This is a genomic window from Streptomyces sp. NPDC000134, from assembly GCF_042899225.1.
GTDB lineage: Bacteria > Actinomycetota > Actinomycetes > Streptomycetales > Streptomycetaceae > Streptomyces.
Genome location: NZ_JBIAZN010000010.1, coordinates 1 through 11,573, shown reverse-complemented (window position 1 = coordinate 11,573; position 11,573 = coordinate 1). Strand labels below are relative to the sequence as shown.

Annotated in this window: 12 protein-coding genes; all 12 read left to right on the top strand. The window is 72.5% G+C overall.

The window, feature by feature from the left end:
* The first annotated feature begins 3 nt into the window (after positions 1-3).
* Positions 4-876, top strand: a complete 873-nt coding sequence (locus ACFY32_RS16505) for a glycosyltransferase (RefSeq protein WP_359201621.1) — start codon at positions 4-6, stop codon at positions 874-876.
* A 101-nt stretch (positions 877-977) separates the two neighbouring features.
* Positions 978-1,913: an ABC transporter permease gene (locus ACFY32_RS16500; protein ID WP_359201468.1), complete on the top strand. Its 936-nt coding sequence runs from the start codon at positions 978-980 to the stop codon at positions 1,911-1,913.
* Positions 1,906-2,697 (top strand): ABC transporter ATP-binding protein, encoded by a 792-nt coding sequence (locus tag ACFY32_RS16495; protein WP_359201466.1) that lies wholly within the window; start codon positions 1,906-1,908, stop codon positions 2,695-2,697. The genes ACFY32_RS16500 and ACFY32_RS16495 overlap by 8 nt, the downstream gene beginning before the upstream one ends.
* A gap of 319 nt (positions 2,698-3,016) precedes the next feature.
* Positions 3,017-3,919 carry a squalene synthase HpnC gene (gene hpnC, locus ACFY32_RS16490; protein WP_390674529.1) on the top strand — a complete coding sequence of 301 codons (903 nt, stop codon included), beginning with the start codon at positions 3,017-3,019 and terminating at the stop codon, positions 3,917-3,919.
* Positions 3,916-4,863, top strand: coding sequence for a presqualene diphosphate synthase HpnD (hpnD, locus tag ACFY32_RS16485; RefSeq protein WP_359201462.1), 948 nt, complete (start codon positions 3,916-3,918; stop codon positions 4,861-4,863). Before hpnC ends, hpnD begins: the two co-directional genes overlap by 4 nt.
* Entirely contained in the window at positions 4,863-5,003 is a 141-nt protein-coding gene (locus tag ACFY32_RS16480) for a DUF6380 family protein (RefSeq protein WP_359201460.1), read from the top strand. Before hpnD ends, ACFY32_RS16480 begins: the two co-directional genes overlap by 1 nt.
* The gene (gene hpnE / locus ACFY32_RS16475; RefSeq protein WP_390674528.1) at positions 5,000-6,433 is read left to right on the top strand and encodes a hydroxysqualene dehydroxylase HpnE; all 1,434 of its coding nucleotides are present in this window, start codon (positions 5,000-5,002) and stop codon (positions 6,431-6,433) included. The genes ACFY32_RS16480 and hpnE overlap by 4 nt, the downstream gene beginning before the upstream one ends.
* 56 nt (positions 6,434-6,489) lie before the next feature.
* Entirely contained in the window at positions 6,490-7,554 is a 1,065-nt protein-coding gene (locus ACFY32_RS16470) for a polyprenyl synthetase family protein (protein ID WP_359201619.1), read from the top strand.
* 103 nt (positions 7,555-7,657) lie between these two features.
* Positions 7,658-9,685 (top strand): squalene--hopene cyclase, encoded by a 2,028-nt coding sequence (shc, locus tag ACFY32_RS16465; RefSeq protein WP_359201456.1) that lies wholly within the window; start codon positions 7,658-7,660, stop codon positions 9,683-9,685.
* The gene (locus ACFY32_RS16460; protein ID WP_359201454.1) at positions 9,685-10,338 is read left to right on the top strand and encodes a 1-hydroxy-2-methyl-2-butenyl 4-diphosphate reductase; all 654 of its coding nucleotides are present in this window, start codon (positions 9,685-9,687) and stop codon (positions 10,336-10,338) included. The genes shc and ACFY32_RS16460 overlap by 1 nt, the downstream gene beginning before the upstream one ends.
* A 5-nt stretch (positions 10,339-10,343) precedes the next feature.
* Positions 10,344-11,366, top strand: coding sequence for an adenosyl-hopene transferase HpnH (gene hpnH / locus ACFY32_RS16455; RefSeq protein ID WP_359201452.1), 1,023 nt, complete (start codon positions 10,344-10,346; stop codon positions 11,364-11,366).
* A gap of 4 nt (positions 11,367-11,370) precedes the next feature.
* A partial coding sequence (locus ACFY32_RS16450) for a flavodoxin-dependent (E)-4-hydroxy-3-methylbut-2-enyl-diphosphate synthase (protein WP_359201450.1) occupies positions 11,371-11,573 on the top strand: 203 nt, incomplete at its 3' end.

Sequence of the window (11,573 nt, the reverse complement as noted above, 5' to 3'; positions counted from 1 at the left end):
TCCATGAAGGTCGGCGCCGTCATCATCACCATGGGCAACCGCCCCGACGAGCTGCGCGCCCTGATCGACTCCGTCGCCAAGCAGGACGGCGACCCGGTCCAGGTCGTCGTGGTCGGCAACGGCTCGCCCGTCCCCGAGGTCCCCGACGGGGTGCGCACCGTCGAGGTCCCCGAGAACCTCGGCATCCCCGGCGGACGCAACGTCGGCATCGAGGCGTTCGGCCCCGGCGGCCGGGACGTCGACATCCTGCTCTTCCTCGACGACGACGGCCTGCTCGCCCGCAACGACACCGCCGAACTGTGCCGGGAGGCGTTCGCCGCCGACCCGCGGCTCGGCATCGTCAGCTTCCGGATCGCCGACCCGGACACCGGCCTCACCCAGCGCCGGCACGTCCCCCGGCTGCGCGCCGCCGACCCGATGCGCTCCTCCCGGGTGACCACCTTCCTCGGCGGCGCCAACGCGGTCCGTACCCAGGTGCTCCAGGAGGTCGGGGGGCTGCCGGACGCGTTCTTCTACGCGCACGAGGAGACCGACCTGGCCTGGCGGGCCCTGGACGCGGGCTGGATGATCGACTACCGGTCCGACATGGTGCTGTACCACCCGACGACCGCGCCCTCCCGGCACGCGGTCTACCACCGCATGGTCGCCCGCAACCGCGTCTGGCTGGCCCGCCGCAACCTGCCCGCCCTCCTGGTCCCGGTCTACCTCGGCGTCTGGCTGCTGCTCACCCTGGTGCGCCGCCCCTCGCGCCCGGCGCTGAAGGCGTGGTTCGGCGGCTTCCGGGAAGGCTGGGCCACCCCGTGCGGACCCCGCCGCCCGATGAAGTGGCGTACGGTGTGGCGGCTGACCCGACTGGGCCGGCCCCCGGTGATCTGACAAGCTCGTACCCGAGCGTCCGGGCGGCTCGGGCACGGGCCACGGCGCTCACCGCCCACGCCCGCACGGGCCGGGCATCCCGAAGACGAAAGTTTCCACCAGTGAGTGAGACAACGCACGACGGCCCGGTCGCCCTGACCAAGCCCGTGTCACCCGACGAGGACCTGACGGCGGCCGAGCTCGCCGCCAAGTACGGGCTGTCCGTGAGCGGTGCCCGCCCCTCCCTCGTCGAGTACGTCCGTCAGCTCTGGGGGCGGCGGCACTTCATCATCGCCTTCTCCCAGGCGAAGCTGACCGCCCAGTACAGCCAGGCCAAGCTGGGCCAGCTCTGGCAGGTGGCCACCCCGCTGCTGAACGCGGCGGTGTACTTCTTCATCTTCGGCCTGCTGCTCGGCGCCCGCCGGGGCATCCCGCACGAGGTCTACGTGCCGTTCCTGGTGACCGGCGTGTTCGTCTTCACCTTCACGCAGTCCTCGGTGCTGGCCGGCGTGCGGGCCATCTCCGGCAACCTCGGCCTGGTGCGGGCGCTGCACTTCCCCCGGGCCTCGCTGCCGATCTCCTTCGCGCTGCAGCAGCTCCAGCAACTGCTGTTCTCGATGATCGTGCTGGTCATCGTCATGATCGCGTTCGGCAGCTTTCCGGGCCTGTCCTGGCTGCTGGTGGTGCCCGCCCTGGCGCTCCAGTTCGTCTTCAACACCGGCCTGGCGCTGATCTTCGCGCGGGCCGGCAGCCGGACGCCCGACCTGGCCCAGTTGATGCCGTTCGTGATGCGCACCTGGATGTACGCCTCCGGCGTGATGTTCAGCATCCCGGCCATGCTGGCCGGCAAGGACGTGCCGGGCTGGCTCGCCGACGTCCTCCAGTGGAACCCCGCCGCCATCTACATGGACCTGGTCCGCTTCGCGCTGATCGACGGCTACGGCTCCTCCTACCTGCCGCCGCACGTGTGGGCCTTCGCCCTGGGCTGGGCGGTGCTGGCCGGGGTGGTCGGCTTCGTGTACTTCTGGAAGGCCGAGGAGAGGTACGGCCGTGGCTGAGCGGTCCCCGGAGCGTCCCCGGGGCGAGGCGGTCCCCACCGTCATCGCCGACGACCTGCACATCGTCTACCGGGTCAACGGCGCCCGCACCGGCAAGGGCAGCGCCACCGCCGCTCTCGGCCGGATCGTCAAGCGGGGCGAGGAGCGCGGGGTGCGCGAGGTGCACGCCGTGCGGGGCGTCTCCTTCATCGCCTACCGGGGCGAGGCCATCGGCCTGATCGGCTCCAACGGCTCCGGCAAGTCGACCCTGCTGCGGGCCATCGCCGGCCTGCTCCCGGCGGAGCGGGGCAGGGTCTACACCGACGGCCAGCCCTCCCTGCTGGGCGTGAACGCGGCGCTGATGAACGACCTGACCGGCGAGCGCAACGTCATCCTCGGCGGCCTCGCCATGGGCATGTCCCGCGAGCAGATCAAGGAGCGCTACCAGGACATCGTCGACTTCTCCGGCATCAACGAGAAGGGCGACTTCATCACCCTGCCGATGCGCACCTACTCCTCCGGCATGGCGGCCCGGCTGCGCTTCTCCATCGCCGCCGCCAAGGACCACGACGTCCTCATGATCGACGAGGCGCTGGCCACCGGCGACCGCAAGTTCCAGAAGCGCTCCGAGAACCGCATCCGCGAGCTGCGCAAGGAGGCCGGCACGGTCTTCCTGGTCAGCCACAACAACAAGTCGATCCGTGACACCTGCGACCGCGTGCTGTGGCTGGAACGCGGCGAGCTGCGGATGGACGGGCCCACCGACGAGGTGCTCAAGGAGTACGAGAAGTTCACGGCCAGGTAGCCGCGCTTCCGCAAAGGAAACGTCAACTCCCGCTCCCCGCAGGAATCTTGACGGCAATCGGTGTGTTGTTGTGATGCGCGAACGCCCCCCGCGCGGCTCGATGACCGGTACAACGTAAGCTGTACCGGTCCCGAAACGCGGCACATGGGGCGATAATGCCCGACACCCTCAGCCAGGGCTGCCGCACGGGCGGCCGGGCGGCGTGTCCGAAATAGTGTGTATTGCGTAGGCAGTGTAGAACGGGAGATGTGACGGCAATGGCTACGGAAACTCCCCACCTCCCCGAAGCATGTGCCGGTCACGTCCCGGGCGGCCGCCCGTGACCCTCACCCCCGCGGCGCGCGCCGCCGACACCGAGCGCGGCACGCTCGCCAAGGCCGCCGGCGAGAACTTCCCGGTGGCCCCCTTCTTCCTCCCACGGGACTGGCGCGCCGACCTCATGGCCGTCTACGGCTTCGCCCGTCTGGTCGACGACATCGGCGACGGCGACCTGGCCCCCGGCGGTGCCGACGCCCGCCTCCTCGGCGTCCCCGACGAACGGGCCGGGGACCGCCTCGTCCTCCTCGACGCCTTCGAGGCCGATCTGCGCCGGGTCTTCGACGGTACCCCGCGCCACCCGATCCTGCGCCGTCTGCGGCCCACCGTGCGCCGCCGCTCGCTGACCCCCGGGCCCTTCCTCGGACTGATCGCCGCCAACCGCCAGGACCAGTCGGTGCGGCGCTACGAGACCTACGACGACCTGCTCGCCTACTGCGAGCTGTCGGCCAACCCGGTCGGCCGGCTGGTCCTCGCCGTCACCGGCACCGCCACGCCCGAACGGGTCCGCCGCTCCGACGAGATCTGCACGGCCCTGCAGATCGTCGAGCACCTCCAGGACGTCGCCGAGGACCTCGGCCGGGACCGGGTCTACCTGCCCGCCCAGGACATGAAGCGGTTCCACGTCACGGAGGCCGACCTTGCCGCGAAAAGCGCTGGCGCGTCGGTGCGCGCCCTGATTGCCTACGAAGCGCAACGCGCCCGCGATCTCCTGGACCAGGGCGCCCCCCTGGTGGGGAGCGTCCACGGCAGACTCCGGCTGCTGCTCGCGGGGTTCGTGGCGGGGGGAAGGGCGGCGATCCGGGCGATCGCCGCCGCCGATTTCGACGTACTTCCCGGCCCGCCCAAGCCCGGCAAGGTCCAGTTGCTGCGCGAGGCGGGCGTGACTCTGCGAGGAAAGGGGTGATCCGGACGGTGGAGCCAGAACCCGCGTCCGCACCGGTACTCGCCGCCTACAGCTACTGCGAGACCGTCACCGGACAGCAGGCCCGCAACTTCGCGTACGGCATCCGGCTGCTGCCCACGCCCAAGCGGCGGGCGATGTCGGCGCTGTACGCCTTCTCGCGCCGGGTCGACGACATCGGGGACGGCCCGCTCGCCGCCGACGTCAAGACGGCCCGGCTGGAGGAGACCAGGGCGCTGCTGAGCCGGGTCCGCGAGGGCGCGGTCGACGAGGACGACACCGACCCGGTCGCGGTCGCCCTCACGGACGCCGCCCGGCGCTTCCCCATCCCGCTCGGCGGCCTCGACGAACTGATCGACGGCGTCCAGATGGACCTGCGCGGCGAGACCTACGAGACCTGGGACGACCTGAAGGTCTACTGCCGCTGCGTGGCCGGTGCCATCGGCCGGCTCTCGCTCGGCGTCTTCGGCACCGAACCCGGAGCGCGCGGCGCCGAACGCGCTCCCGAGTACGCCGACACCCTCGGCCTCGCCCTCCAGCTCACCAACATCCTGCGGGACGTGCGCGAGGACGCCGAGGGCGGGCGCACCTACCTGCCCGCCGACGACCTCGCCAAGTTCGGCTGCTCGGCCGGGTTCAGCGGGCCGCGGCCACCGGAGGGCTCCGACTTCGCGGGCCTCGTGCACTTCGAGGTGCGTCGGGCCCGCGCCCTCTTCGCCGAGGGCTACCGGCTGCTGCCCATGCTCGACCGGCGCAGCGGCGCCTGTGTCGCCGCCATGGCCGGCATCTACCGCCGGCTCCTGGACCGCATCGAACGCGACCCCGAGGCCGTGCTGCGCGGCCGGGTCTCGCTGCCCGGCCGCGAGAAGGCGTACGTCGCCGTGCGCGGCCTGTCCGGCCTGGACGCCCGGCACGTGACGCGCCGGACGGTCAGGAGGCGCGTCTGATGGACACTCCGGTCCAGGGTGACGCCACCGGGGAGACACAGCGGGCAACCCCGCGCCGGCCTGCCGCGTCCCTGACGGAAACGGCCGGCCGGGCGCCGCTCACCCGCCATGGCCACCGCGCGGGGAAGGGCGCACGATGACCCACGACAACGGCACGCGGTCCGAGGGAGCGCTCTCGGACGTCACCACGCGCCCCGGCGGACACGCCGTCGTCGTCGGCGGCGGGCTGGCCGGTGTCACCGCCGCCCTCGCGCTGGCCGACGCGGGTGTCCGCGTCACCCTCCTGGAAAGCCGGCCCCGCCTGGGCGGACTCGCCTTCTCCTTCCGGCGCGGCGACCTGAGCGTCGACAACGGTCAGCACGTGTACCTGCGCTGCTGCACCGCCTACCGCTGGTTCCTCGACCGCGTCGGGGGCACGGCGCTCGCTCCGCTGCAGGACCGTCTCGACGTACCCGTGGTCGACGTGACCAGGCCCGAGGGCCGGCGCCTGGGCAGGCTGCGGCGGGACCCGCTGCCGGTGCCCCTGCACCTGGGGCGCGGCCTCGCCACGTATCCGCACCTGCCGCTCGCCGACCGGGCCCGGGTGGGCCGGGCCGCGCTCGCGCTGAAGCGGCTCGACCTCGCCGATCCGGGCCTGGACGCCCAGGACTTCGGCAGTTGGCTGGCCGCGCACGGGCAGTCGCCGCGTGCCGTCGAGGCCCTGTGGGACCTGGTCGGGGTCGCCACCCTCAACGCGGTCGCGGGCGACGCCTCCCTGGGGCTGGCCGCGATGGTGTTCAAGACCGGTCTGCTGTCCGACCCGGGCGCGGCGGACATCGGCTGGGCCCGCGTGCCCCTGGGCGACCTGCACGACAAGCTGGCCCGCGAGGCGCTCGACGCCGCGGGCGTCCGCACCGAGGTCCGTACCCGCGTCACCTCCGTCCTGGCCGACGACGACGGCGGATGGCGCGTCCAGGTCCCCGGCGAGCGGTTCGACGCGGACGCCGTCGTCCTCGCCGTCCCCCAGCACGAGGCGCACGGCCTGCTCCCCGAGGGCGCCCTGGACGACCCCGGCCGACTGCTGCGGATGGGGAACGCGCCGATCCTCAACGTCCACGTGGTCTACGACCGCAAGGTGCTGAACGCGCCGTTCCTCACCGCGCTCGGCACCCCCCTGCAATGGGTGTTCGACCGCACCGACGCCTCCGGTCTGAAGGAGGGCCAGTACCTGGCCGTGTCGCAGTCGGCCGCCCAGGACGAGATCGACCAGCCCGTGGCCGTGCTGCGGGAGCGCTACCTGCCCGAGCTGGAGAGGCTGCTGCCCCGGGCCCGGGGCGCCGAGGTGAAGGACTTCTTCGTGACCAGGGAGCGCACCGCGACGTTCGCCCCCGCCCCCGGCGTCGGACGGCTGAGGCCCGGCGCCCGCACCAAGGCACCCGGCCTGTACCTGGCCGGAGCGTGGACCGCCACCGGGTGGCCCGCGACCATGGAGAGTGCGGTCCGCAGCGGTGTCGGTGCGGCGGGCGCCGCGCTCGACGCCCTGGGCCGGTCCCGCGACGTCCTCCCCGACTTCTTCGAGGAGGCCGCGTGAGAACCGAATCGCGTGGCACCGACCGCACCCCCGGTACCGCAACTGGAGGAGAGACTGTGCCCCCGGCCCCGGCGGCCGACCGACGGACCACGGTGGACGTGACCGCGCTGCTGGAGCGCGGCCGGACCCTGGCCACGCCGGTCCTGCGGGCGGCCGTCGACCGTCTGGCGCCTCCCATGGACACCGTTGCCGCCTACCACTTCGGCTGGATCGACGCCCAGGGCAACCCGGCGGCCGGCGACGGCGGCAAGGCCGTCCGGCCCGCCCTCGCGGTGCTCTCCGCCGAGGTCACCGGTGCCGCGCCCGAGACGGGTGTGCCCGGCGCGGTCGCCGTCGAACTGGTCCACAACTTCTCGTTGCTGCACGACGACCTGATGGACGGCGACGAACAGCGCCGGCACCGCGACACCGTCTGGAAGGTGCACGGCCCCGCCCAGGCCATCCTGGTCGGCGACGCCCTGTTCGCCCTGGCCAACGAGATCCTGCTGGAACTCGGCACCGTCGAGGCCGGCCGCGCCACCCGCCGGCTGACCACCGCCACCCGCGCCCTGATCGACGGCCAGGCGCAGGACATCTCCTACGAGCACCGCGACCGGGTCAGCGTCGAGGAGTGCCTGGAGATGGAGGGCAACAAGACCGGCGCCCTGCTGGCCTGCGCCAGCTCCATCGGCGCGGTCCTCGGCGGCGCCGACGACCGCACCGCCGACGCGCTGGAGAAGTACGGCTACCACCTGGGCCTCGCCTTCCAGGCCGTCGACGACCTGCTCGGCATCTGGGGCGACCCGGAGGCCACCGGCAAGCAGACCTGGAGCGACCTGCGCCAGCGCAAGAAGTCCCTGCCGGTCGTCGCCGCCCTCGCGGCCGACGGCGCCGCCGCCGAGCGGCTCGGCGAACTCCTCGCCGCCGACGCCGGCAGCAGCGACTTCGAGAACTTCTCCGAGGAGGAGTTCGCGGCCCGCGCCGCCCTCATCGAGAAGGCGGGCGGACGGGACTGGACCGCCGAGGAGGCGCGTCGCCAGCACACCATCGCCATCGAAGCCCTCGACGCCGTCGACATGCCCGGCGCGGTCCGGGACCGGTTCACGGCGCTCGCCGACTTCGTCGTCGTACGGAAGAGATGACCGGTATCGGTCGAACCGCCCTCGCGTAGTCGCCGGCCGGTGCCCCGGGCACCGGCCGACGGCGGACCCACAGCAGACACGCACACTGCACGAAGGGGAAGCCATGACAGCGACGACCGACGGAAGCACCGGGGCCACCCTCCCGCCCCGCGCAGCCGCGGCCAGTGAAACCGCCCGCACGATCCCCGAGGCGGCCGGGGTGCAGGAAGCCGCCGCCCGCGCCACCCGGCGCGCCACCGACTTCCTGCTCTCCCGGCAGGACGCGGAGGGCTGGTGGAAGGGCGACCTGGAGACCAACGTCACCATGGACGCCGAAGACCTGCTGCTCCGCCAGTTCCTCGGCATCCTCGACGAGGACACCGTGCGGGCCGCCGCCCTGTTCATCCGCGGCGAGCAGCGCGAGGACGGCACCTGGGCCACTTTCTACGGCGGCCCCGGCGACCTGTCCGCCACCGTCGAGGCGTACGTCGCCCTGAGACTGGCCGGCGACCCGCCCGACGCGCCGCACATGGCGAGGGCCGCCCGCTGGGTCCGCGCCCGGGGCGGCATCGCCGCCGCCCGCGTCTTCACCCGGATCTGGCTCGCCCTGTTCGGCTGGTGGAAGTGGGAGGACCTGCCCGAACTGCCCCCGGAACTCATCTGGTTCCCCACCTGGATGCCGCTGAACATCTACGACTTCGGCTGCTGGGCCCGGCAGACCATCGTGCCGCTGACCGTCGTGTCGGCCAAGCGCCCGGTCCGCCCCGCCCCCTTCCCCCTCGACGAGCTGCACATCGACCCCGCGCAGCCCGATCCGGCCCGCCCGCTCGCCCCCGCCGCGACCTGGGACGGCGCCTTCCAGCGCATCGACAAGGCGCTGCACGCCTTCCGCAAGGTCGCCCCGCGCAAGGTGCGCCGCGCCGCGATGAACGCCGCCGCCCGCTGGATCATCGAACGGCAGGAGAACGACGGCTGCTGGGGCGGCATCCAGCCCCCGGCCGTGTACTCGGTCATCGCCCTGTACCTGCTGGGCTACGACCTCGAACACCCCGTGATGCGCGCGGGCCTCGAATCGCTGGACCGGTTCGCGGTGTGGCGCGAGGACGGCGCCCGCATGATCGAGGCGTGCCAGTCCCCGGTGTGGGACACCTGCCTGGCCACCATCGCGCTGGCCGACGCCGGTCTGCCCGCGGACCACCCCCAGCTCGTCAAGGCCGCGGACTGGATGCTGGGCGAGCAGGTGGTGCGCCCCGGCGACTGGTCGGTCAAGCGGCCCGGACTGCCGCCCGGCGGCTGGGCGTTCGAGTTCCACAACGACAACTACCCCGACATCGACGACACCGCCGAGGTCGTCCTCGCGCTGCGCCGGGTGCGGCACCACGACCCGGAGCGGGTGGAGAAGGCCATCGGCCGCGGGGTGCGCTGGAACCTCGGCATGCAGTCGAAGAACGGCGCCTGGGGCGCCTTCGACGTCGACAACACCAGCCCGTTCCCCAACCGGCTGCCGTTCTGCGACTTCGGCGAGGTCATCGACCCGCCGTCCGCCGACGTCACCGCGCACGTCGTGGAGATGCTCGCCGCCGAGGGCCTCGCCCACGACCCGCGCACCCGGCGCGGCATCCGGTGGCTGCTCGCCGAACAGGAGGCCGACGGCTCCTGGTTCGGCCGCTGGGGCGTCAACTACGTCTACGGCACCGGCTCGGTGGTACCCGCCCTGGTCGCCGCCGGACTGCCCGCCTCGCACCCGGCGATCCGCCGCGCGGTGGCCTGGCTTGAGTCGGTGCAGAACGACGACGGCGGCTGGGGCGAGGACCTGCGCTCCTACCGGTACGTCCGGGAGTGGAGCGGCCGGGGCGCCTCCACCGCCTCGCAGACCGCGTGGGCGCTGATGGCCCTGCTGGCGGCGGGGGAGCGGGAGTCCAGGGCGGTGGAACGCGGTATCGCCTGGCTCGCCGCCACCCAGCGCGAGGACGGCTCCTGGGACGAGCCGTACTTCACCGGCACCGGCTTCCCCTGGGACTTCTCCATCAACTACCACCTGTACCGCCAGGTCTTCCCGCTCACCGCGCTCGGCCGGTACGTGCACGGGGAACCCGCCGTCCTCGCCCGGCACACCGCCGGCCGGACCCGCGCCGAGGCGAAGGCCGGCTGATGCCCACCCCCTCCGCCCCGGCACCGCTGCTGATCGCCTGCGCGCTCGGCATCGAGCACCTCGCCCTGCGCGCCGGCGACCGCGGCGGCGACCGCGGCGGCGCCGACGGGCCCGTGACCGTGCTGCGCACGGGCATGGGGCCCCGGTCGGCCGAGCGGTCCGTCACCCGGGTCCTGGCCGACCCGGTGCTCGCCGGCGCCGCCGTGCTGGCCACCGGCTTCTGCGCGGGGCTCGCCCCGGGCATGCACCCCGGTGACCTGGTGGTCGCCGAGGAGACCCGGGACCCGCGCGGTACGGTCGGCTGCGTCGGCACCGACCGGCTGGTCAAGGAACTCGCCCGGACACTGCCCGGACGGACCGTCCACACGGGGCCGCTCACCGGCTCCGACCACGTGGTCCGCGGCCCCGAACGCGCGGACCTGCTCGCCACCGGCGCGATCGCGGTGGACATGGAGTCCGCGGCCACGCTTCTGAGCGCTGTCCGCACCGGCGCGCGCCCGGTTGCGGCCGTCCGGGTGGTCGTGGACGCTCCAGAACACGAGCTCGTCCGGATCGGCACGTTGCGCGGTGGAATATCGGCTTTCCGCGTTCTTCGTTCCGTCCTTCCCGCTTTCTACGAATGGCACCGTTCTTTGCTGCTCCCCAGGAGGTGAGCCAGATGGCCATGCCACTGCGCCAGTCCATCAAGGTCGCTACATATTTGGCCGAACAGAAGCTCCGCAGACGGGACAAGTTCCCGCTCATCGTGGAGCTGGAGCCCCTTTTCGCCTGCAATCTGAAATGCGAGGGATGCGGCAAGATCCAGCACCCGGCCGGCGTGCTCAAGCAGCGCATGCCGGTGGCCCAGGCCGTGGGAGCGGTACTGGAGTCCGGTGCGCCGATGGTCTCCATCGCCGGCGGCGAACCGCTGATGCACCCGCAGATCGACGAGATCGTGCGGCAGTTGGTGGCGAAGAGAAAGTACGTCTTCCTGTGCACCAACGCGATGCTGCTGCGCAAGAAGATGGACAAGTTCACGCCCTCTCCCTATTTCGCCTTCGCGGTGCACATCGACGGGCTGCGCGAGCGGCACGACGAGTCGGTGGCGAAGGAGGGCGTCTTCGACGAGGCGGTGGCGGCGATCAAGGAGGCCAAGCGGCGCGGCTTCCGGGTCACCACCAACTCGACCTTCTTCAACACCGACACCCCGCAGACCATCATCGAGGTGCTCGACTTCCTCAACGACGACCTCCAGGTCGACGAGATGATGATCTCGCCCGCCTACGCCTACGAGAAGGCCCCCGACCAGGAGCACTTCCTGGGCGTGGAGCAGACCCGGGAGCTGTTCAAGAAGGCGTTCGGGGGCGGCAACCGCAGGAAGTGGCGGCTCAACCACTCGCCGCTGTTCCTGGACTTCCTGGAGGGCAAGGTCGACTTCCCGTGCACCGCGTGGGCGATCCCGAACTACTCCCTCTTCGGCTGGCAGCGCCCCTGCTACCTGATGAGCGACGGCTACGTGCCCACGTACCGGGAGCTGATCGAGAAGACCGACTGGGACAAGTACGGCCGCGGCAGGGACCCCCGGTGCGCCAACTGCATGGCGCACTGCGGCTACGAGCCCACCGCCGTGCTGGCCACCATGGGATCGCTGAAGGAGTCCCTGCGCGCCATGCGCGAGACGGTCTCCGGGAACCGGGAGTGAGGGCATGAGCGCCGTATCCCTCGGGCTTCCCGGCGTACCTCCCCGGCCGGTCGCCGAGCGGCGGGCGTCGCGCCGCATCCAGGTCGGGCCGGTCGCGGTCGGGGGCGGCGCCCCGGTGTCGGTGCAGTCGATGACGACGACGCGTACGTCGGACATCGGCGCCACCCTCCAGCAGATCGCCGAACTGACCGCGTCCGGCTGCCAGAT

What these genes read in the sequence shown, in the direction of transcription:
- ACFY32_RS16505 (WP_359201621.1), top strand. Translation starts at nt 4, where the DNA reads ATGAAGGTCGGCGCCGTCATCATCACCATGGGCAACCGCCCCGACGAG.
- ACFY32_RS16480 (WP_359201460.1), top strand. Translation starts at nt 4,863, where the DNA reads ATGGACACTCCGGTCCAGGGTGACGCCACCGGGGAGACACAGCGGGCA.
- hpnE (WP_390674528.1), top strand. Translation starts at nt 5,000, where the DNA reads ATGACCCACGACAACGGCACGCGGTCCGAGGGAGCGCTCTCGGACGTC.
- shc (WP_359201456.1), top strand. Translation starts at nt 7,658, where the DNA reads ATGACAGCGACGACCGACGGAAGCACCGGGGCCACCCTCCCGCCCCGC.
- ACFY32_RS16460 (WP_359201454.1), top strand. Translation starts at nt 9,685, where the DNA reads ATGCCCACCCCCTCCGCCCCGGCACCGCTGCTGATCGCCTGCGCGCTC.
- hpnH (WP_359201452.1), top strand. Translation starts at nt 10,344, where the DNA reads ATGGCCATGCCACTGCGCCAGTCCATCAAGGTCGCTACATATTTGGCC.